Genomic DNA, 20,813 nt, shown 5'->3' with positions numbered 1-20,813 from the left:
CAAGCCATGATGGCGTGTTATTGTCGCCCGATGGCGAATTGGTGCTGTTAGCACAGTAAAAAGGACCTGTCAAGAGCTCCCGCCCACAGCCGCTTGCGGCCAACGCCCTGCCACTGCCCGGAAGCGGCCTCCCTGAAAGACTCGCGTCCTCCAGAGAAACAGGACGACGGCCGCCGCCTGGGCAGAGAAGCAAGGCCAGCCCCCTTGGGAGACGCTTGCCTGCGCAGCCGTCAGAAGGACGCCGCATCAAGTGCCTACTGCTGCAGGGCGGCAAAATCCGCCAGCCGGGCAAAGCGGGAACCCAAGGCCCGCAGCATGGCCAGACGGTTGCGGCGCAGATCTGCGTCTTCAGCCATGACCATGACGCCGTCAAAAAAGGCGTCCACCGCTGGGCGCACTTCGCCCAAGCAGTCCAGCAGGGCCTTGTGGTCACCGGCAGCCCACAGCGCATCCAGGCGCGGCAGCAGCGTCTCCAGGGTGGCGGCCAGGGCCTGTTCCGGAGCTTCCCGCAACAAGGATGGGTCCCAGTGGTCCGGCACGCCTTCTCCCTGGGCAGCGGCCTGCTTGCGCAGGATATTGGCTACCCGCTTGAAGGTCTGCACTGCCGCCGCATAGCCCTCTTCCCGGCTGAAGGCCGTCAGCGCCGCCAGTCGCGCGCCACAGTCGCGCACGTCCGTTGCGCCCGCGCCCAAGGCCGCGTCCACCAGGGGCGTGTCCACCCCCTGGCTCATAAAATGGTTGCGCAGCCGCGCGGTGAAAAAGTCCATGAGCTTGTCCAGCACCTCGTGGGGCGGGAATTTCCACTGCCGATCCCCGTACAGCTGCTGGGCCTTGGCAAACAGTTCACGCGCGTCCAGCCTGAGGCCGAATTCCAGCATAATGCGGATGATGCCCAAGGCGCAGCGCCGCAGACCGTTGGGGTCTGCCGCGCCGGTGGGAATCATGCCCAGACCGAAGCAACCAGCCAGGGTATCCGCCTTGTCCGCCACCGAGAGCAGCGCCCCCGCCAGACTGGTCGGCAAGGGCGAATCTGGCCCGGCGGGCAGGTACTGCTCGCCCAGAGCGGCGGCCACCGTGGCGCTCTCGCCCTTGCGCGCGGCGTAGATGCCGCCCATGACGCCCTGCAGGGTGTCGAACTCGCCCACCATGGCGCTGACCAGATCAGCCTTGGAAAGCCGCCCGGCCCTGGCCGCGTCCGCTGCGTCCAGCTGCGGCGCGCAGGCCCCGGCCAGCCAGCGGCACAGCTCTTCCAGCCGTCTGGTCTTGTCGCCCATGCTCCCCAGACCGCCGATAAAGATGACCGCGTCCAGTTTTTGCAGCCAGTGTTCAAAGCTCTCGCGCAGGTCGGCGCGCCAGAAAAAGCGGGCGTCTTCCAGTCTGGCGCGCAGCACGCGTTCCCAGCCGCGCTTGACCAAGCCCATGTCTTCGGGCGTGAGGTTAAGCACTGTCAGAAAGTACGGCAAAAGTTTTCCGTCCGGGCCTTCAATGCCGAAGCTCTTCTGGTGACTCTCCATACTGGTGAGCAGCACCTCGCGCGGCACTTCCAGATAGGCGGGGTCAAAATCCGCCAGCAGGGGCACAGGATGCTCGGTCAGGCCTTGCACTTCGTCCAGCAGGCTGTCCTTCCAGAGAATCTTGCCCTGAACTGCTGCAGCCTGGGCTTCGCCGCCCGCCACAATGACGCGGCGGCGCTCCGCCGGGTCCAGCGTGATGCCGCAGGGACCGGCAAGCACGGACAAAAAATCCCTGGCGTGGGCCACGGCAAAGGGACCGGGCCCGTGGATGCGGTGGCCGTGGGTTTCCCGCCCGGAGGTCAGCGGCCCCAAGGCAAAGGGCACCACCTGGTCGTCCAGCAAGGCCAGAACCCAACGCAGAGGCCGGGCGTAGGCCATGCTGTATGTCCCCCAGCGCATGCGCTTGCCAAAGGGCAAAGCCGTGATAATGGCCGGGCAGAGGGCAGCCAGCAGTTCTCCGGCGGGCGCCCCGCCGCTTTGCCTGCGCACGGCCACATATTCGCCCTTTTCGGTCTGCAGGGTAAAGACGTCCTCCACGGCGCAGTTGTTGCTGCGGGCAAAGCCTTCCAGAGCCTTGGTGGGCTTGCCGTCCTTGTCCCTGGCCGCGCGCGCGGGCGGGCCGGTGACAACCTCCTCACGCTGCGCCTGCACCGGGGCAAGATCCTGCACCAGCACCACGGCCCGGCGCGGAGTGCTCATGACCGTAAGCGCGCCGTATTCCAGACCGGCTTCATCCATGGCGGCGGTAAAACGGGCGGCAAGCTCCGCCTCTTCCGGAGCCAAAAAACGGGAAGGCAGCTCTTCACTGCCGATTTCAAGCACAAAAGTGGCCACGGCTTACCTCGCATCCTTGTTGAGCATGGGATAGCCCAGTTCCTCGCGCTGCGCTGCATAGGCGCGGGCCACGCCCGCCGCCAGGGCGCGCACCCGGCCGATGTAGCCCGTGCGTTCAGTGATGGAAATGGCTCCGCGCGCGTCCAGCAGGTTGAAGGTGTGCGAGCACTTCAGGCAGTAGTCATAGGCGGGCAGGGGCAAGCCCAGCTCCAGCATGGCTTTGCACTGGCCTTCAAAATCGCTGAAATGCCGCAGCAGCATGGCGGCGTCGCTGGCCTCGAAATTGTGGCGGGACTGCTCCACTTCATTCTGGTGGTAGATATGGCCGTAGGTCACATTCTTGTTCCAGGCCAGATCGTAAACCGATTCCACGCCCTGCAGATACATGGCAAGACGCTCCAGGCCGTAGGTCAGCTCCACGCTCACGGGGCTGAGGTCGATGCCGCCCACTTGCTGGAAGTAGGTGAACTGGCTTACCTCCATGCCGTTGAGCCAGACTTCCCAACCCAGGCCCCAAGCCCCCAAGGTGGGGGATTCCCAGTCGTCTTCCACAAAGCGGATGTCGTGCTGCGCGGGCTTGATGCCCAGGGCGTGGAGGCTTTCCAGGTAAAGATCCTGCACATTGTCCGGCGAGGGTTTGAGCACCACCTGAAACTGGAAGTAGCGCTGCAGACGATTGGGATTTTCGCCGTAGCGGCCGTCCGTGGGCCGACGGGAAGGCTCCACATAGGCCACGCTCCAGGGTTCCGGACCGATAACCCGCAAAAAAGTGTTGGGATTAAAGGTGCCAGCGCCGCACTCCACGCCCGAAGGCTGTTCCACTACGCAGCCCTGCCGGGCCCAGTAAGATTGCAGGGTCAGAATGACGTCCTGAAAGTACATGCCGTGTCCTTTGTTCTGCCGTGGTCCGATCCCGCTGCAACAGGGGGAACGGGAATCGCGCCCTCAGACGCGCCGAAAAAAGCCCTCTTCCCAGGCCAGCCCCAGGTGGTACTGCACAAAACCGTCGATGGCCCTGGCGCAGGCCCGCCGGTCCTCGGCGGGCAGCGCGTCCACGCGCCAACCGGAGGGCAATTCTTGCTGCACATGCCGCAAAAGGTCAAGCCCGGCTGGGCGCAGCTCCACGCCGTAACGCGCCGGTCCGGACGCCGCGCGGCAGACAGGGCAGCGCATCTGCCCTTCGTCCACCACAAACTGTCCGCCCCCCTCCAGAGGCGCGCCACACTGACCGCAGCTCTCCAGATTAGGCGCAAAGCCCATGACTCCGGCCAGGCGCAGCCGGAAAAACAGCGGGAACAGACCGGGCAAGGCCGGCGCGCTTTCCAGCGTGCGGCGCAGATCCTCCACCAGGGCATAGGCCCCGGCCGCGCCTTCGGCCGTAACGCCCAGCGCTTCCACAAAGCGCAGACAGTTGGCCGCAAGGCCCATGCGCCGCCAGTCCTGCCGCAGGGTCTGCGGTCCGTCCAGAAGCACGGCCTCTTCCAGATTGAGAAAATCGCCGCGCCGCGAGGCGCTGACCCGGCAGTGCAGGCTGTTGAGCACATCCAGACAACCGCAGAAGCGTCGTCGGCTGCGGCTGCCGCCGAAGGCAAAGAGGGTCAGCAGCCCGTGCCCGCGGCAGAGCATCTTCAGCCAGAGGTCGGCCTCGCGAAAGTGCCCCATACGCAGCACCAGCGCGCTGTCGGCCCATTCGGTCATGGCTGGGCCGGGGGAAACTTGAGGGTGCGCACCTGGCCGCTCTGCCCGGCCGGGGGCTGATCCTGACCATCGTAGCGCAGGCGCACGCCGCCGGCGTTGCCCAGCTTGAGCTCCAGACTCTTGCTGAAGGTCAGGGCAAAGGTATCACCCTTGCGTAAAGAAAACTGGCGGGTATCGGTATTATCGGCATTGGAGTGCACCCAGCATTCTTCCAGCGCGGTAAGGATGACCTTATGCGGACCGCTCTGCTCTTCGCCAGGCTGCGCTGCGCCAGGCTGCGCTGCGCCGGGCTGAGCTGTGCCGGGCTGGACTGCAGCTGCAGCGGGCTGCCCGCCCCAGCCGGGCGTGCCCACGGGCGTGGGGACAGTGGCCCCGGCCCCGACGTTGCCGGAAGCCCCGCCGGGCACAGCGACGGACTGGCTGTCTGCAACGCCGGCGGCAAGCCCGCCGGGAGCGACGTCTGTTGCGCCAGGCCGGGGGGCTCCGGACGGACTCACAGAAGTGGACGGCGCTGCGGACGAAGAAGCGCCCGGCGCCGCCACGGAAGGCTCTACGACCATCTGCGGAGACTGGGCCGAGGACAGGGGCACGGCGCGTTCCCGGCTGGGGACCACTTCGGCCTCTGTAGCCGGCTGCGCCAGACGGCGGGTCTGGGACGTCACAAAATCCAGCGCTCCCTGCCGCCAGGCCAGCCAGCCCAGACCAGCCAGCAGCACCAACGCCGCCGCCAGGGCCAGAAAAGGCCTGAGGTTACGCGAAGGCGCAAGCAGGCGCTCCGGCTCGTAAACGCTCTGGGGCGGTGCGGCTTCCGCATCGCTGTTCAGGGCGACGAGGGCTGTGGCTACTTCTTCGGCCGCCAGCCCGACATAGGCGGCATAGGAACGGATAAAGCCCTTGGCGTAGGCCGGATGGGGCAGGCCCGCAGTGTCGCCTTCTTCCAGGGCGCGCAGCTGACGCGCCCCGATTTTGAGATGCGCGGCCACATCATCCACGCTCAGGCCGCGCTTTTCGCGTTCGGCGCGCAGGGCCGCGCCCAGTTCCTCTAAGGTCATGCCATGCCTCGGTATGCGGATGCGCGCCGCCCCCGGCGCGGCTAAAAGGCCCCGGCGCGTCCGCCCGCGCCGGGCCCCGGCCCGTTACAGCCGGATGTCGATGACGGCCCGGTTGCGCAGCTGGGCGGAATAGTCCTCAAACCGTTCCATAGCCTTGGGCTGGCGCAAAATAGCGTCAATCTGGGGTTTGGCCTGTTCAAAAGTAAGCAGCTGCGCCCCGCCGCCGCCGGGACGGAACAAATGCACCTGGGCCTTGCGGCCCTGCAGATCGAAAACATCTGTTACGTCGCCGGGCTTCATCTTGGTCAGGCGGGCTTCCCATTCGGGATTAAGCCGTTCCCATTCCACAAGGCCCATATCGCCGCCCTTGTCTTTGTTGGGCGCGATGGAATATTTGCGGGCGGCCTCTTCAAATGAAAGCGCGCCGGATTTGATCTGGGTGGCTATGGATGCAGCATTGACGTTGGGCGGATAGACCAGAACGCCCATGTGCAGACCAGAACGGTCGTACATGGTGTCCTTATGGGCTTCATAATAGGCCTGAATCTCATCCGGGGTGACCACTACCTTGCGGCCCACCTCCATACCCATGATTTTCTGACGCAGCAGACCTTTTTCAATATTGGCGCGCAGGTCGGCCACACTGCCTTTCTGCCGGGCCAACTGCTGCTCGAACTGCTCTTTTGTCAGATGGTTGGCCTGCATTATTTTGGCAATTTCTTTGTCCACTTCGGCCGGCGAAACACTGACCTTAAGGCGCTTGGCCTCCTGCGCGATAAGGATGTCCATGATCATCAGATCCAGCACCTTATGCAGCACAGCATCCACGGCCTTGGCTTGTTTGGGATCATTGGGATTGAGTCTGGCGCGGGCCAGGTCCGGCAGTGCGTTCTTCTGCAGGTCAAACATGGTGATGACCTGCCCGTTGACCACGGCCGCCACCTTGTTGAGCTGGGCGGCCCGGGCCACGCCCGCAACCGCAAGCCAGGCAACCAGCAGCAGAACAAGTGTTTTTTTCACGATGTATTCTCCCTTGGAGCAGATTACCTTTGAGGACATATCTTCTCAAAGTTTACAGCACGCCCGCTTCGGCGGCCTGCCGACGCAAATAAATTGCGCCTGCGCCTTTGCGGCGGGCGCCTGCTCATGCCGCTGCCAGCGCGTTCAGGATAAGAGCGCCCCTGGCGGCAACACCCGGCAACTTTCCGGGGCAGCCAAATCTAGCCGTTTTTAGCCCAAATCGCCGCCGGATGCAACGGGCGGCCCTACGGCACCTGCTCCGCGCCGCTTTCTTCTTCCCCGTTTTTCCGGGCCGAAGGCGGCGTCACAAGGTCCGTTTTGAGATCCGGGGCTACCCGAATGCGGGCCGTGGCCAAGGCGGCTTCGAGCCAACGGAGAAAGGCGGCGTCCAGCTTTTCTTCGCGCAGTTCCCGCTCAACCAGCGGATAGGCTTCGGCCAGATCCATACGCGCGGCAGGCTTGCGCGCCATAAGCGCCACAGAGCGCCAGGCGCCTTCCTCCTTCCGGGGCGGAGCGCACTGGCCCGGGGCCAGATCGGCCACGGCCTTGCGCCAGACCGCGGGCAGGTCCTCAGAACGGACCTCCAGGCACTGATAAGGCGCGCCTTCCTCTTCCCTGCCGGGCAGCCGGGGCAAGGCCCGGCAAAAGCCTTCCACTGCCGCCCGCTCATCGGCGCTGACCAGGCAGACCGCCAGCAGCGAGGGCAGCTGAAAATCCGCCCCATGCGCTTGATAATAGGCCCGAATTTCTTCCAACCCCACCCGGATATCCGGCTCCAGCACCAGTTTTTCAAACTGCACCAGCGAAAGGTGGTCGCGCATGAGGGCCCGCCACTGCTCCGCATCCAGAGCCTCGTCGGCCAGATAACGGTCCAGGGCCTCTTTGCCGCCGTAGTCCCGTCGTACGGCGTCAATGGCCGCCTCCAGAGCTTCAGGACTCACAGCCAGCTGGCGACGCTGCAGATCCTGCCGCACCAGGGCGCAGACGATAAGCGAGCCCAGACCTTCGCCATAGCGGCGGCGCATGTCTTCCAGCGAGGGGCGCCGCAGAACCCCCAGGGTCGCGGAACGGCTGTCCAGCAAGGCCTGCAGGCCGCGCAAAAAAATGGGCTCACCGTTGACGGTGGCCACCACGCCCTCGGGCAGCCGCGCCTCCAGGCAGCCGGCCAGAGCCAGACACAGGCAGAACGCCGCCAGCAGGAATCCTGCACGGCGTGTACGGCGCGCCACAGCGGGGTCGGCAATCATGGTTCCTCCCACAGACTGGCGGCAGTCAGGCCGCCGGGGCGGCGCGCACGCCGGTCAAAGCCGCGCGCAGGCTGTCCAGCCCCCGGGGCACGTCCACATCCGGGGGCAGCGGCAGATGCAGGCCCGCCGGGGGCAGCAGGCGCGCCCCCGGTGTGCGGGCGGCCAAGGCTACCAGACCTTCCGGCCGGGCGGCGGTCTGTCCTTCAGGCCAGATCAGCCGCACATGGTCGCTGTAGACATCAGCCTTCTGCACCTGCAGTTCCGTCAGAAACTGTTTGAAATCCAGCACGGCCAGGAAATTTCGCAATTCAGGGGGGAAGGGGCCGAAACGGTCGCGGATGGCCAGGGCCGCCTCTTCCCGGGCCGCGCCGCCCACGGCTGCAGTCAGGGTTTTGTAGCAGCGCAGACGCTCGCGCCCGTCTTCAATATATGTGGCGGGGATGTGCGCAGGCAGGCCCAAGGTCAGCTCGGTTTCGCCCACCAGGGCTTCGGGCGTGCCCTTGAGGCGCGCCACGGCCTCCTCCAGCATTTCCAGATACAGGTCCAGCCCCACCCGGCACATGTGCCCGGACTGCACCTCGCCCAGAATATTGCCCGCCCCGCGCAGACGCAAGTCCTCCATGGCCACCTGAAAGCCCGCGCCCAGGTAGTCCATATCCAGAATAATGCGCAAGCGCTCCTCAGCCACGGCGGTAAGGCGCTCGGCGTCGGGCACCACAAAGTAGGCGTAAGCCTGCCGGTCGCTGCGCCCCACGCGGCCGCGCAACTGGTAAAGCTGCCCCAGGCCGAACATCTGGGCCTGATCCACCACCAAGGTATTGGCGCGAGGGAAATCCAGCCCGGATTCCACAATGGAGGTGCAGACCAGCACGTCCAGCTCGCCGTGCCAGAACTGGTGCATGGTGTTTTCCAGTTCGGTTTCGGACATCTGGCCGTGGGCCATGCCCACGCGGGCTGCGGGGACCAGCCCGCGCACGTACTGGGCCACACGCTCCAGCCCCTGCACCCGGTTGTAAACCCAAAAGACCTGCCCCTCGCGCGCTATTTCGCGCTCCAGCACCTGGCGCAGGGTGGCCTCGTCGCGCCGCAGCACGGCCGAAGCCACGGGCTTGCGGTCCTGAGGTGCCGTTTCAATGATGGAAAGCTCCCGAATGCCGGACATGGAGAGCTGCAGGGTGCGTGGGATGGGCGTAGCCGTAAGGGTGAGCACATCCACGTTTTTTTTGAGGGCCTTGAGTTTTTCTTTGTGACGCACGCCGAAACGCTGCTCCTCGTCCAGGATGAGCAGGGTCAGGTTGGGCAGCCGCACGTCGCTGGAAAGGATGCGGTGGGTGCCGATGAGGATGTCGACCTGTCCGGCGGCGGCGGCGCGCAGCACCTCCTTCTGCCGGGGACGCGGCACAAAACGGCTGAGCAGGCCCACATTGACGGGAAAGCCCGCCAGACGCGCCCGGAAGGTCTGGTAGTGCTGCTCGGCCAGTACCGTGGTGGGACAGAGCAGGGCCACCTGCCGTCCCTCGGAGGCGGCGCGGAAGGCGGCGCGCAAGGCCACTTCGGTTTTGCCGAAGCCCACGTCGCCGCAGACCAGCCGGTCCATGGGCCGGGGCCGGTCCATATCCTCCAGCACTTCCTGAATGGCACGGGCCTGATCCGGCGTTTCCTCAAAGCCAAAGGTGGCTTCAAACTCATGGTAGAGGTCGCCGGGGGGATCATAACGAAAGCCCTTGGTCACCTTGCGGTAGGCGTACATTTCCACCAGGTCGGCGGCAATTTTTTCAATGGCCTTGCGGGCCTTTTCACGTCCGGCCGTCCAGCCCGCACCGCCCAGGCGGTCCAGGGGCGGCTCCGCGCCCTCGGTCCCCTTGAAGCGCTGCAGCAGGCCAAGACGGTCTACGGGCACATAGAGCTTGTCCCGCCCGGAATACTCCACCAGGATGAAGTCATTGGCCGCCGCGTTGAGATCCAGGTGGTGCAGCCCGGCAAAACGGCCGATGCCGTATTCCTTGTGCACCAGCAAATCTCCGGGGCGCAGGTCGTCAAAGCTGTCCAGCCCCTTAAAGGCGCGGGAGGCCACGCGGGGGGTCTTTTCGGCCTTGGGGTAGAGGATGTTTTCGCCCAGCACCAGGCTGTTGTCCCAGCCCAGTTCCGCCCCGCCGCGGAAAGGGGACACCAAGGCGAACAGGCCGTGCTGTTCCGGCGCGTAGCGCAGGGCCGGGACAATGCCCTCCTGCGCCGCCAGCTTGAGAAATTTATTCCGGCCCCGTTCACTGGCAAAGCTCAGCACCACCTGGCGCCGCTGCCCGCTCCATTCCTTGAGACCAGCGGCCAAGTGCTGCCATGGGCGGTCCTGCGCGCCGGGCAGAGGGAAAAGATCGGTAAAGCCGTGCAGCGCGCGCTCGGCAAAATCCAGCCCACGCCCCTCCACGCCCATGACCAGGGGCTCGGCATAGACACGCTGCCGGGCGTTCCACGGTGCGGGCAGCGCGGCCTTGCGCAGGGCCAGGCTCGCGGGCTGCGGCAGGGGGGCGCTTTCCGCCTCCAGTTTTTCTTTGAGGGTGGCGCGGCCGTCGCGCACAAGATCCGCGCTGTCGGCCTCGCCGGGCAAAAGCCAGAGGCAGTCGTCGGGCAGCCAGTCCTCCAGCAGGCTGGGGGATGGGTCCAGACAACCGGGCAGCAGCCCGGCCCCGCCCGCATCCAGGGCCTTCTTGAAGGAATAACATTCGTTTTCGCCGATGCGGCCTTCGGCAAACAGACGGTCGCAGCGCTCCCGTGCGGCGGCCAAGCCTGCCGCGTCCAGGGCCAGGGGGCTGGCGGGCAGCAGAGTCAGGCACTCCAGATCGCGCAGAGAGCGCTGGCTTTCAGCGTCAAACAGGCGCATGTCCTCCAGCGTGTCGCCAAAAAACTCCAGACGCACGGGCCGGGCGTAGCCCACGGGAAAAATATCCAGAATATCGCCGCGCCGGGCCATATCGCCGGGCCGGGTGACCATGGACACGCGCCCGTAGCCCCAATCGGCGGCCTGGTCCAGCACCATTTCGGGCGCGAGCTCGCCGCCCCGCTGCAGATCCAGACTGCGTGCGGCAAAAAAGCCCACGCTCATATAGCGCAGCAGCAGGCTTTCCACCCCGCAGACCAGACAGCGGGGGCGCTGTTGGGTCAGGGCGTAGAACACGGGCAGGCGCGCGGTCCAGGCGGCGGCGTCCTGCCACTGATGCGGCGTAGGCAGCCCCAGGCAGGGGCTTTCCCACACCGGGCGTTCCGGCGGGGGGTCGGCCAGCGAAAGTTCTGGACTGAACAGGGTCAGCAGGCCGCGCGCGGCGGCGTATTCTTCCCTGTCGCGGGCCACCAGCACGGCGCTGCGGCCCGCAGCCACAGCGGCGCAGGCCAGACGGCAGCGGGTAGCCAGACCGCTGCGCTCCAGATATATCTGCCGGTTGCCGGACGAAAGCAGTGCGCTGAGATTCTCCATCGCTGCCTGTTTGCTGGAGGAAGGACACACAAAGGCGGCCCTGAGGCCGCCCCCGTGAGTATATGGGTGTTCCGAATCGAGGGCCGACTACGCGCCGCAGCCGCCGGAGCAGCCGCTGCATCCGCCGCCCGTGTTGGGCAGGGGATTTTTGGGCTCCACCGTGAAGCCCGCGTAGGTCAGATCAATGCTGACGCCCTCCACCTGAGCCAGAAGGTCTTTGTTGATGCAGAAGGTAAAGCCGCCCTGCTCTTCGCTTTGATCCTCGTCGCCCGCGGCGTCCAGGGCCAGAGCCAGATGCGGCCCACCGCAGCCGCCAGGGGCGAGATAAACGCGAATGGGGCTTTTTTCCTTGTCCGCAAAAAAGGCTTCCAGTTCCTTGCGGGCGCTTTCACTCAAGTCAAGCATGGTTCCTCCCATGTGGGTATAATGGAGGCATACGCCACCGAAAAACTTTTCCGGCGATGCTCTGCCAGTGGAACCCTTCCGCGCCGCGCAAGGCGTCGGTTGCCTTTTGTCCTAACTGCCGCAACCGCCGCCGCAGCTGCCGCAGCTGCTTGCGCCGTCAGAGGCGAAGGGAACTGCGGGGTCCACAGCAAAGCCCATGTAGGTCAGGTCGATTTTCACGCCCTGAATCTGGTCCAACAAGGTTTTATTGACACAAAAAGTGTAGCCGGCCTGTTCTTCGGTTTGATCCTGATCATTAGGCTCGTCCAGAGCCAGTGCCAAGCGCGGCCCGCCTCAGCCGGCGGTCATATAGACCCGAATGGGATCCTTTTTTTTGTCCGCGAAGAAGGCGTCGAGCTCCTTGCGGGCGCTTTCACTCAGTTCGATCATTACGTCCTCCATGTTTCTGGTGTCTTTGTAACTAAGTTCAAGGGCAGGGCTTGTCAATCTGTGAAAAGCCCGCCACCGCCCCCCGCCTGCCGCCGCCCGGCGGCCTTTTGCCCGGCAGGGGCTTTCCTTCGGGCTGAAAATGACGTAGCCTGCGGGGGCATATCCGGAGGAACCATGCCCACCATCCCCTTGCTGGACCAACAGGAAATCGCCCGCATTCTGGACCGCCTGGCTTCGCAGGTGCGGGAACGCCACGCCCACTGCGACCAGGTCATGCTGGTGGGCATTGAACGCCGGGGCGCAGACCTGGCCCGCCGCCTGGCCGCCCTTCTGGGGCACGGCCTGGGCCGCCCCGTGCCCCTGGGCACTCTGGACATCAATCTCTACCGCGACGACTGGACAAGCCTTGAAGGCAAGCCCCACATCGGCCGGTCCTGCATCCCCGAAGATGTGGACGGCCGCGTGGTCATCCTGGTGGACGACGTACTTTTTACCGGACGCACTATCCGGGCCGCCCTGGAGGCCCTCCTGGACTACGGCCGCCCCAGCGCCGTGGAACTGCTGGTGCTGGTGGACCGCGGCCACCGTGAGCTACCCATCCAGGCGGACTATGTAGGCCGCACGGTCAACACCAGCCGTCAGGAACACGTGGACGTGCTGCTGACCGAACGTGACGGCCAGGACGCCGTAAGCCTGATCGCCCCCGGCGACTGATTTTTACATTTCGTCGCCACTTTTCGACAACGCAAGGAACCTCACATGCCCAAACGCAAAACCTGACGCAGCAACCTAGGCTTCACGTCGTGGAGCGTATGCGGACGGCCATGCGGTTTCGGGCCCGTCTTTTTGTCCTAGCCTCCTTCCCGACCCGTTTTCTCCGTCCGCGTTCGCGGCCCGCAAGGGCCGGCAACGCCTTTTGTCCGCCGGACGCAACCGCCCGCCGGACAGCCTTGGCCTAACCCTTACCAAGGAGAAAGCAATGAGAACGGGCTCCAACATTTTTGCCACCACCACAGGCATTGTGGTTACAGGGCTGCTGTTCGGCGTGCTGGCTGTGCTGCTGCAGCAGGCCGGCAACCCTGGCAACATGGGCATCTGCGTGGTCTGCTTCAACCGCGATATCGCCGGCGCCATAGGCCTGCACCGGGCGGCCGTGGTGCAGTACCTGCGGCCCGAAATCATGGGCATGGTTCTGGGGGCCTTTGGTGCGGCCCTGCTTTTCGGCGAATACAAGCCGCGCGGCGGTTCCGCCCCCATCACCCGCTTTTTGCTGGGCGCTGTGGCAGGCATAGGCGCGCTGGTCTTTCTGGGCTGCCCCTGGCGCGTCATCCTGCGCCTGGCCGGCGGCGACGCGCACGCCCTGTTCGGCCTGGCCGGGCTCATCGTCGGTGTGGGCGTGGGCACGCTCTTCTTCCGCAAGGGCTTTTCCCTGGGCCGCAGCCAAAGCCAGAACGCCATCTCCGGCCTGGTTCTGCCCGCCATCATGCTGGGGCTCACGGCCCTGGCCCTGGCCGACCCGCAAGTAAGCGGCCAGGGCCAGAGCGGCGTTCTGTTCTACTCTCTCAAAGGCCCCGGCGCACAGCACGCGCCCTTCATCCTCTCGCTCTGCGCCGGCCTGGCCGTGGGCTTTGCGGCCCAGCGCAGCCGCTTCTGCACCATGGGCGCTTTGCGCGACGTGCTGCTCTTCAACCAATGGCACCTGGCCCTGGGCTTTCTGGCCATGCTGGCCGCCGCCCTGGTCCTCAACCTGGGCTTCGGATCCTTCCACTGGGGTTTTGAGAATCAACCCGTGGCCCAGCCCAACGATCTCTGGAACTTCCTCGGCATGGCCACCGCCGGGCTGGCCTTTGCCCTGGCCGGCGGCTGCCCCGGACGACAGCTCTTCATGGCCGGCGAAGGCGACAACGACGCCGCCGTCTTTGCCCTGGGCCTGCTGGTGGGCACGGCCGTGGCCCACAACTTCGGTCTGGCCTCCAGCCCTGCCGGCATAGGCCCCCACGGCATGGCCGCCACCCTGGCAGGCCTGGGCATCTGTCTCTGCATCGGATTCGCCAACTGCAAGCGAGGTGCGTAATGTCGCAAGTCATCGACACCCGCGGGCTTTCCTGCCCCCAACCCGTGCTTCTGTTTCTCACCGCCGCCAAGCGGAACGGCGACGGCCCCTTCAGCGTGCTGGTGGATAACGACGCCAGCCGCGAAAACGTCAGCCGCGCCGCGCGCAACCGCGGCTTTGTGGTGGACGCCGCAGACGCCGCGGACAAGGGGGCAGGCGTGACCTTGCTGGAAATCCATAAGGCCTGATCTGCTTTCCCCTATCCCCGGCAATCCCTCCGCGCGGGCCTTTTGCCGCCGGAATCGGCGTCATGGCCCGCCGGAGGGATTGCCACGGAGGCCGACATGTCTGTTTTTTCTCCCGTGCGCAAGGCGCTTTCCCTTCTGCGCGGTCGCCTGCCCAGCGCGTCCTTGGGCGCGCGTTCGCCGGCGACCGCTCCCGCCGGAAACGGCCGCCAGGGCTGCGACGACCGTGGTCTGCTGGTTTTTGAGCATACCGGAGAGGTCATCCGGGCCGAACGCCTTCTGCGGGCCGCCGGGCTGAAGGTGGAGGTCAAGGGCCCGCCCCCGGAACTGCGTACGGGCTGCGACATGGTGGTGGTCTTTCCCCTGCTGCTTCAGGCCCGCGCCCTGACCGTACTGCACGAAGCGGGGCTCACGCCCCTGCGCGCGGTCAGCGCCCACGATGTGCTTCTGGAACCCGTGTCCCTGTTTCAGACCCGCCGCATCAATGGCCGCTGGATTATGGTGCGTGCGGCCAACATGAAAATCACTCTGGACAGCGCCACGGGCCGTATTGTCAATATCTCAGGCGGCGGCTGCCCGGACGTGCCCTGGCTGGCCAGTCAGCTCTGTGGCCGCGACCTGCAGACTGCCCCGGCCCCCCTGAGCCTGGGGCAGACCCTGTGCTGCTACAGCCTGCAAAAGGCCTTTGACGAACTCAGGACCGTCATGGCCGCGCCCCACACGGGGACGCGGCAACCGGACGGCACGCCCCAGCAGACTGCGGACCAGCCTGCCAGCCGCCCTGTCGCCTGAAAAACGGAGGAAACCATGTGGTGTATTGTGGGAACCCTGCCGGACGCCGCGGCCCCGCTGCTCACGGCGGGCCTGGACGCGCCCTCGGCGGTGCGGGACGGCTTCCTGATCCTTCCCGACGGCTTCCGCACACCGGTGCAGCGCGGCACCCCCGCCCTGGCGGCCACGGCCCTGCTGGCCTGCGCCGCCCTGAACTTTCCCCCGCCGCGCCTGCTCCTGGCCGGAGACACGGGATCGGGCGCGGGCAGCCGCGCCGTCTATGCCCATCTTGAAGATTGTTTGCCCGCCCTGGCCCCACGTGGGCTCACCTTTCACTACCTCTTCCCCGACGTGGACTGGCACAACCGGCTGCTGCTGGCCATCAGCGCCCTGCCCGTCCGCCCCCTGCTGGCGGCCGACGCGGGCTATATGTATGTGGCCAAGATGAGCGGCTACGCCGACGCCTACGACCTGTTCACCCCGGACCTGGGCGAACTGGCCTTTCTGGCCGACGAAACCGCGCCCCACCCCTTCTACACGCGTGGTTTTCTGCTGGCGGAAGAAAAAGACCTGCCCGCACTGATGCGCCGCGCCCAGGCCCACGGCAACTGCCCGCCCAACCTCATCGTCAAGGGCCGCACGGACCACATCGTCTGCAACGGCATGCTGGCGGCCACGGTGGATACGCCCTCGGTGGAGGCCATGGAATGCATCGGCGGCACGGGCGACCTGGTCACAGGCCTGGTTACGGCCTTTCTCTGCGGCGGGCTGCCCATCTGCCGGGCCAGCCTGGCCGCCGCACGCGCAGCGCGGCTGCTGGCCCAGGACTGCGCCCCGGACCCTGGCTTCCAGATCGGCCAGCTGCTGGCGCGGCTGCCGGAGATGCTGGTAAGGGAGAAAGATTTGCTTGTGGAGGAAGGAAAACTTTAAAAAACTTTTTTCTCCGCCAGGGGACGCAGAAGGCGTACCCCGGCCGGGATGCAGAAGAGATGAGGAGCAGGTTGTGCTGTGCCTCTGGGGTATGCGGCTGATGGGGTAGCGTTGCCAGGCGCAGGGGAACGCCTGCCGCCGTGCTTTCAGCGCCTGCGCTCTCGCCGCCGCTTGCGCTGGCGCAGAGCCGCCCGCCACAGCCAGGAAGCCACCAACCCGACAGCCACGCCGCCAAAGGCATAAAGCGTCTGGGCAGCCATGTGGGGCCGGTCAAAACCCCACTGTGCGGCCTTGTTCAACGAGGGGTGGTAGAGCGCCCAGGCCACGGCCGCAGCCAATCCCAGCACCCCCAGAGCTCCGGCCAGCCAGAAGGCGGGGATGGGCTCCTCCCAAAAAAACGACGACCGGTAAAACCGCCGCCGCGCCAGGCAGACCGTGCAGAACACCAGGGACACCATCAGCGCCGTGATCCAGGAAAAACCGTTGAGCAGCGACCCCACAAGCCCCAACCCCAGAAAGAGCGCCGCCAGTTGAAAAGCCCTGGCCTGCCGCCGTTCCAGCCCGTAAGAAATGAACAGCAGCGCCCCGCCGCTCACAGCGGTGACAAAATGCCCCACAGCCACCACCTGGTAGGGGATGAGCTCCCGCACCATATGCAGGATGTGCCGCCCCGGCGGCAGCAGGGCCGAGGCCAGCAAAATGGCCCCGGCCGTAAAGACCATATAGGCCGAAATGGAGTGCGAAAGCACTGAAAGCCAGCGCCCGGCCTCGCGCAGCATGTTGCGCCGCTGGCGCACCTCGTACACGGCCAGCAGCAAGGCGGCGGCCAGCAGAGGCAGAATGAAGTAGATCAGGCGGAACAGCAGCACCGCCGCAAAAACCGTCTGCTCGTGCGCGGTGTGGGTCAGATGCAGGATAACCAGCTCAAACACCCCCACGCCGCCGGGAATGTGCGTGAGCACCACAGCCACCTGGGCCAGCAGATAACTGGGCAGAAAATCCAGGAAACTGATGTTCATGTGACCGGGCAGCAGCACATACATGCAGCCGGCTGCAGCAATGATGTCCACCCAGGCCACCAGGGCCTGAGCAAAGGCGATGCGCGGCGCGGGGAAGACAAATTCCTTGCCGAAGATGTGCACTGGTTTACGCACCACGCAGCAGAGCGCCAGATAAGAACAGGCTATGAGCGTAAGCCCCACACCCAGAATACGGATGTCCTGCAGGGGCATTTTGGCCAGCAGCTCGCCGGGAATAACCGGCGGGGCCACCATAAAGATGACGCCGCACAGCCCCAGTACGCCCACCCAGAAAGTGACGGCCAGCATGAGCACCAGGCGCACGATCTCCGCCAGCGAAAACCCCCAGGCCGAATAAAACCGGAAACGCACGCTGGTGCCGCCCAGCAGCGCGCCGAAATTGTAGCTCACGGCCTGGCCCACAAAAGAAACCAGGGCCACCCGCGGCAAGGGAAGGGTTTTATGGATGGCCTTGAGGGCCAGCCAGTCATAGCCCACCAGAATCATGTAGTTGACCGCCATGAGCAGCAACGAAGCCCCCATGCGCGCCGCGGAGATCTGGTCGATGCTGGCGCGGATTTCGGCCATGCTGTAACTTTTAAGTTTGTGGTAAAGCAGATAGACGGCCAGCAGAAAAATGGCGGTCACCAGCACGGGTCCGAGATAGCGCAGGTATTTTTTCATGGCTGCCGAGTTTGGGTTATGCGCACCGGGGCGAAGAAAGGCTGTTTGTTCAGCATATACGCAGTGCCGTTGCCGCGCAAGAGTGCAAGCCGGACTCAGGGCTTGACCCTTTTGCCTCTGAAGCGTAGGGTAAAAAAACGGTTACGGTGCCGCTCCCGGTTTGCGGGCCGGTGAGCGCGGCTGCGGTCGTTGCCGACCGTCCCGATTTTCCCCCAAAAGACCAAAATTTTTTTAGCGCTCGCTCCGCTGCTTGGGCAGCGGCGCTTTTTTTGCGCTTGCGAGGTTTGACATGACAATGACGAGTATCCCTATTTCCGTGCAAGGCTACAAAAGGCTGGAAGAAGAGCTGGCCCGCCTCAAAAGCGAACGTCCGGCCATCATTCAGGCCATCAAGGAAGCCCGCGAGGAGGGCGACCTGCGCGAAAACGCGGGGTACGACGCCGCGCGCGAACGCCAGGGCATGGCCGAAGCGCGCATCAAATATATCGAATCCCGCCTGGCTCTGTACCATGTCATTGACCTGGACAAGCTCACCGGTGACCGGGTGGTCTTTGGCGCCACCGTGGACGTGGAGGATGTGGACAGCGGCGAGGCGCGCACCTTCACCATTCTCGGCCCCGACGAAGCGGATCCCGCCAAGGGCTCCATCTCCTTCCTCTCTCCCGTAGGCCAGGCCCTGCTGGGCCGCGAGGAGGGTGACGAAGTTACCGTGGATATCCCGCGTGGCCGCGTCACCTATGAGGTAACCGGCGTCCGCTTTCAGGGCAGCGCGGTACTCAAGTAAAACCCCGCGCACACCTCGGCCCCCATGCCGCAGTTGCCGCAGCCGTCCCCGTCCCCGCAACACGCAACGGGGTTCCGCCGCTTCTTTCCCGTCCGCTTTCCCGCTTTGCCGGAGGCGGACGGGTTTTTTACGCGCTCCAAAACGCGCCGGGAAGAAGCATAGGGCTTGGCAGAACCCGCCCCGGTTTGCTAGGCTGCTCCCTCAAGGGGCAGCCGGCGGCCGTGTCGCCCGCCCCACGGCCACGCCATCCGTCGCCATGCCAACCCTTGCCCCTGCAACCCAAGGCGCATTTATGAACCCGACGCTGCCGCGTCTGCTCTATATTCTGGCCGCCCTGGCCTGGTATTTGCTGCTCTGGCATACGCCCGTCACCATTTTTATGGCGGCTTGTCTTTCCTGCCTCACCTTGCCCCAATACCGCCACCTGTGCCGCAAAGGCCGCATCTGGCGGCAGCGCCTGGAACGCAGCCGCCCCCTTACCCGGCGGCAACGGCTGCTGCGCGGCCTGACGCGCCAAGCCCCCCTGGGCGGCTATATTGCCATGATTCTGGCCGCTCTTATCACCCCCATCGCCACCCTGGCCCTGCTGGTCACGCCCCAGGCCGCCGCGGGCTTCAGCCGTCTGAAAGAATTGCAGGCCAACAACTTTCAGCTCCCGCCGGAATGGGTGGCCACCCTGCAGGACTGGCGCATGAGCCTTTCGGAGTATCCGCGGGTGGAGCGCCTCATCAACGAATTTCTGCAGAAGGTGGACGCCTTTCTGGGCGACGCCATCAGCACCCTGCTGACCAGGGGGGTGGACGTGCTGGGCGGCACCATGAGCGTGCTGTGGACCAGCTTTCTTTTTGTCACCCTCACCATTCTGTTCACGGTCTACGCCGGGCATCTCCGCAAAATCAGCGCGCGCATCTTTCGCATCCCCCAGGCCATGCTGCGGCGCTTTACCCTCACCATCCACAAGGCTTTGCGCGCCATCATGCTGGGCATTGTCCTGGTGGCTCTGGCCCAGGGAGTGCTTTGCGGCATCGGCTTCAGCGTGGCCGGGGTCAAGCAGCCCGCCTTCTGGGGCATGCTGGCCACTCTGGTGGCCCCCATCCCCATGGTGGGCACGGCCCTGGTCTGGCTGCCGCTCTGCCTTTCGCTCTGGTTTACGGGCAAAACCATGGCCGCCGTGGGCCTGGCCCTTTGGGGCATGTTGGCTGTGGCCGGCGTGGACAATGTGCTGCGGCCCCTGTTTTTGCGGCAGGGCATCAACGCGCCGTTTTTTGTGTTGATCATTGCCATTCTCTGCGGCCTGGCCAGTTTTGGCCCCGTGGGGCTCATCGCCGGCCCCGTGCTGCTGGCCTTTGCCATGCAGGCGGTAGAAGAAGGCAACCGCATCTACCAGCATGGCTAATACGCACCGCCCTCTTCACAATAACGGCGCGGGCGCGCGCCAACGCCCGACAAAACTGGCCCCGCGTCTGCCGGCGCTGCTCCTTCTGCTGCTGGCGCTGCAACTGGTCCTGGCCCCGGCGGCGCTGGCCGCCCTGGGCGGCGTGCGCTCGGCCATACTCATCAATATGAACACGGGCAAGGTGCTCTTTGCCAAAAATGCGGACGCGGCCATCCCCCCGGCTTCTCTCACCAAGGTCATGACCATGTATCTGACCCTGGACGCCGTGCAGGCCAAAAAACTCCGCCTGCAGGAAATAATCCGCATCCGTCCCGGCGTAGCCAAGGTAGGCGGTTCCTCCATGCATCTGCGCACGGGCGAACGGGTGAGCGTCAGCCAGTTGCTGACCGGCGCGGCCGTTGCGTCAGGCAACGACGCCGCCACGGCCCTGGCCCTGCGCGTGGGGGGCAATCAACGCCAGTTTGTCCGGGCCATGAATGCCAAGACCCGCGCCCTGGGCATGCGCCGCACGGTCTTCAAAAACCCCACGGGTCTGCCGGCAGCCGGGCAAAAAACCACGGCCCGCGACATGGCAGCCCTGACCCGCGCCTACTTGCGCAGCCACCCTTCGGCCCAGGTCTTTCACCGTACGCGCTTTTTCACTCACCGGGGCCGCACCATGCGCAACACCAACGCCCTGCTGGGCACGGTGGCGGGCGTCAACGGCCTCAAGACCGGCTGGACCGTGGCCTCGGGCTACAACCTTATTGTCACTGCCCAGCGAGGCAAAACCCGCCTGTTGGCCGTGGTGCTGGGCGGCAGCAGCCGCAACGCCCGCGACGGCGCGGCCCGCCGCCTGGTGGAGGCCGGCTTTCGTGCGCCCGGCTCGCCCAAGGCCGTAAAAAAAGCCCTGGGCAGGCGGTAACCCCGCCAGGGGCCTGGCCCCTGCGCACCCCGCCCCAGCAGCCGTATGCGCGGGGCGCGCTGCCCTGCCCACCCGGCGCAGCTTCCTCCCCCCACGGCAGGCCGCAGAAGCTCACGCTTGTTTCGCGGCAATCTCCATAGCCAAAAGCCCGCTTTCACCACCCGTAACCGGCTGGCGCAAGCCGTCTTCTCGCCGACGGCATTCCTCCAGCCGGGCCCATTCCGCGCGTATTCTAGAGTATTTAACACTTGAAATGCTCACTTACGGCAGGCAAAAGCCTGCCTTCTCGCATTTCGTGGCAAGGATTTTCAAGAAAATCCTTGCAGAGCAATTAACTCATTTCATTCGTAAACTGCTCT

At 65.3% G+C, this 20,813-nt stretch carries 18 protein-coding genes; 8 read left to right on the top strand and 10 right to left on the bottom strand.

Going from position 1 to position 20,813, the window contains the following annotated elements; genetic code table 11:
• Window positions 1-254: 254 nt before the first annotated feature.
• From glyS to EB812_RS02885, 9 genes are all read right to left on the bottom strand, one after another.
• A complete protein-coding gene (gene glyS / locus EB812_RS02925; protein WP_130957805.1) occupies window positions 255-2,348 on the bottom strand; it encodes a glycine--tRNA ligase subunit beta in 2,094 nt (697 codons plus the stop codon).
• A 3-nt stretch (window positions 2,349-2,351) separates the two neighbouring features.
• Window positions 2,352-3,230, bottom strand: coding sequence for a glycine--tRNA ligase subunit alpha (gene glyQ / locus EB812_RS02920; protein WP_118230397.1), 879 nt, complete (start codon window positions 3,228-3,230; stop codon window positions 2,352-2,354).
• A 63-nt stretch (window positions 3,231-3,293) separates the two neighbouring features.
• Window positions 3,294-4,046: a DNA repair protein RecO gene (recO, locus tag EB812_RS02915; RefSeq protein WP_118230398.1), complete on the bottom strand. Its 753-nt coding sequence runs from the start codon at window positions 4,044-4,046 to the stop codon at window positions 3,294-3,296.
• Entirely contained in the window at window positions 4,043-5,098 is a 1,056-nt protein-coding gene (locus EB812_RS02910; RefSeq protein ID WP_130957804.1) for a helix-turn-helix domain-containing protein, read from the bottom strand. The genes recO and EB812_RS02910 overlap by 4 nt, the downstream gene beginning before the upstream one ends.
• An 84-nt stretch (window positions 5,099-5,182) precedes the next feature.
• Complete coding sequence (locus EB812_RS02905; RefSeq protein WP_242621169.1) at window positions 5,183-6,118, bottom strand: peptidylprolyl isomerase; 936 nt, start codon at window positions 6,116-6,118, stop codon at window positions 5,183-5,185.
• Window positions 6,119-6,363: 245 nt separating this feature from the next.
• Complete coding sequence (locus EB812_RS02900) at window positions 6,364-7,365, bottom strand: peptidylprolyl isomerase (protein WP_130957803.1); 1,002 nt, start codon at window positions 7,363-7,365, stop codon at window positions 6,364-6,366.
• Between the two features lie 25 nt (window positions 7,366-7,390).
• Entirely contained in the window at window positions 7,391-10,834 is a 3,444-nt protein-coding gene (gene mfd / locus EB812_RS02895; RefSeq protein WP_118230402.1) for a transcription-repair coupling factor, read from the bottom strand.
• 87 nt (window positions 10,835-10,921) lie between these two features.
• A complete protein-coding gene (locus tag EB812_RS02890; RefSeq protein ID WP_118230403.1) occupies window positions 10,922-11,239 on the bottom strand; it encodes an IscA/HesB family protein in 318 nt (105 codons plus the stop codon).
• Window positions 11,240-11,350: 111 nt separating this feature from the next.
• The gene (locus tag EB812_RS02885) at window positions 11,351-11,668 is read right to left on the bottom strand and encodes an IscA/HesB family protein (RefSeq protein WP_207287303.1); all 318 of its coding nucleotides are present in this window, start codon (window positions 11,666-11,668) and stop codon (window positions 11,351-11,353) included.
• A 174-nt stretch (window positions 11,669-11,842) separates the two neighbouring features.
• Here EB812_RS02885 and pyrR point away from each other — a divergent pair, with 174 nt between their 5' ends.
• The 5 genes from pyrR (at window position 11,843) to EB812_RS02860 (ending at window position 15,667) form a co-directional block, all read left to right on the top strand.
• Complete coding sequence (gene pyrR, locus EB812_RS02880; protein WP_118230405.1) at window positions 11,843-12,382, top strand: bifunctional pyr operon transcriptional regulator/uracil phosphoribosyltransferase PyrR; 540 nt, start codon at window positions 11,843-11,845, stop codon at window positions 12,380-12,382.
• A gap of 265 nt (window positions 12,383-12,647) precedes the next feature.
• Entirely contained in the window at window positions 12,648-13,742 is a 1,095-nt protein-coding gene (gene yedE / locus EB812_RS02875; protein WP_130957802.1) for a YedE family putative selenium transporter, read from the top strand.
• Window positions 13,742-13,969: a sulfurtransferase TusA family protein gene (locus EB812_RS02870; protein WP_130957801.1), complete on the top strand. Its 228-nt coding sequence runs from the start codon at window positions 13,742-13,744 to the stop codon at window positions 13,967-13,969. Before yedE ends, EB812_RS02870 begins: the two co-directional genes overlap by 1 nt.
• 96 nt (window positions 13,970-14,065) lie before the next feature.
• A complete protein-coding gene (locus EB812_RS02865) occupies window positions 14,066-14,758 on the top strand; it encodes a putative Se/S carrier protein (protein WP_130957800.1) in 693 nt (230 codons plus the stop codon).
• Between the two features lie 15 nt (window positions 14,759-14,773).
• On the top strand, window positions 14,774-15,667 hold the full coding sequence (locus EB812_RS02860; RefSeq protein WP_130957799.1) for a carbohydrate kinase family protein: 894 nt from the start codon (window positions 14,774-14,776) through the stop codon (window positions 15,665-15,667).
• Window positions 15,668-15,813: 146 nt separating this feature from the next.
• On the opposite strand, the gene EB812_RS02855 is transcribed toward EB812_RS02860, so the two are convergent.
• Window positions 15,814-17,370, bottom strand: coding sequence for a putative bifunctional lysylphosphatidylglycerol flippase/synthetase (locus EB812_RS02855; protein ID WP_118230407.1), 1,557 nt, complete (start codon window positions 17,368-17,370; stop codon window positions 15,814-15,816).
• Between the two features lie 295 nt (window positions 17,371-17,665).
• Between EB812_RS02855 and greA the strand changes: the two genes are divergently transcribed.
• From greA to EB812_RS02840, 3 genes are all read left to right on the top strand, one after another.
• Window positions 17,666-18,154: a transcription elongation factor GreA gene (gene greA, locus EB812_RS02850; protein ID WP_118230408.1), complete on the top strand. Its 489-nt coding sequence runs from the start codon at window positions 17,666-17,668 to the stop codon at window positions 18,152-18,154.
• Between the two features lie 292 nt (window positions 18,155-18,446).
• Window positions 18,447-19,550: an AI-2E family transporter gene (locus EB812_RS02845; RefSeq protein WP_118230409.1), complete on the top strand. Its 1,104-nt coding sequence runs from the start codon at window positions 18,447-18,449 to the stop codon at window positions 19,548-19,550.
• A complete protein-coding gene (locus tag EB812_RS02840; RefSeq protein ID WP_118230410.1) occupies window positions 19,543-20,454 on the top strand; it encodes a D-alanyl-D-alanine carboxypeptidase family protein in 912 nt (303 codons plus the stop codon). Before EB812_RS02845 ends, EB812_RS02840 begins: the two co-directional genes overlap by 8 nt.
• Window positions 20,455-20,813 lie beyond the last annotated feature (359 nt).

It is taken from the genome of Desulfovibrio legallii (assembly GCF_004309735.1).
In the GTDB taxonomy this organism is placed as follows: domain Bacteria; phylum Desulfobacterota; class Desulfovibrionia; order Desulfovibrionales; family Desulfovibrionaceae; genus Desulfovibrio; species Desulfovibrio legallii.
Note: the sequence above shows the minus strand (reverse complement) of the source record. Positions and strands in the feature narration are given on the sequence as shown.

Coding starts and splice junctions, on each gene's coding strand:
- yedE (WP_130957802.1), top strand. CDS start 12,648: ATGAGAACGGGCTCCAACATTTTTGCCACCACCACAGGCATTGTGGTT.
- EB812_RS02900 (WP_130957803.1), bottom strand. CDS start 7,365: ATGATTGCCGACCCCGCTGTGGCGCGCCGTACACGCCGTGCAGGATTC.
- EB812_RS02860 (WP_130957799.1), top strand. CDS start 14,774: ATGTGGTGTATTGTGGGAACCCTGCCGGACGCCGCGGCCCCGCTGCTC.
- EB812_RS02855 (WP_118230407.1), bottom strand. CDS start 17,370: ATGAAAAAATACCTGCGCTATCTCGGACCCGTGCTGGTGACCGCCATT.
- pyrR (WP_118230405.1), top strand. CDS start 11,843: ATGCCCACCATCCCCTTGCTGGACCAACAGGAAATCGCCCGCATTCTG.
- mfd (WP_118230402.1), bottom strand. CDS start 10,834: ATGGAGAATCTCAGCGCACTGCTTTCGTCCGGCAACCGGCAGATATAT.
- EB812_RS02840 (WP_118230410.1), top strand. CDS start 19,543: ATGGCTAATACGCACCGCCCTCTTCACAATAACGGCGCGGGCGCGCGC.
- recO (WP_118230398.1), bottom strand. CDS start 4,046: ATGACCGAATGGGCCGACAGCGCGCTGGTGCTGCGTATGGGGCACTTT.
- EB812_RS02865 (WP_130957800.1), top strand. CDS start 14,066: ATGTCTGTTTTTTCTCCCGTGCGCAAGGCGCTTTCCCTTCTGCGCGGT.
- EB812_RS02910 (WP_130957804.1), bottom strand. CDS start 5,098: ATGACCTTAGAGGAACTGGGCGCGGCCCTGCGCGCCGAACGCGAAAAG.
- greA (WP_118230408.1), top strand. CDS start 17,666: ATGACGAGTATCCCTATTTCCGTGCAAGGCTACAAAAGGCTGGAAGAA.
- EB812_RS02870 (WP_130957801.1), top strand. CDS start 13,742: ATGTCGCAAGTCATCGACACCCGCGGGCTTTCCTGCCCCCAACCCGTG.
- EB812_RS02845 (WP_118230409.1), top strand. CDS start 18,447: ATGAACCCGACGCTGCCGCGTCTGCTCTATATTCTGGCCGCCCTGGCC.
- glyQ (WP_118230397.1), bottom strand. CDS start 3,230: ATGTACTTTCAGGACGTCATTCTGACCCTGCAATCTTACTGGGCCCGG.
- EB812_RS02890 (WP_118230403.1), bottom strand. CDS start 11,239: ATGCTTGACTTGAGTGAAAGCGCCCGCAAGGAACTGGAAGCCTTTTTT.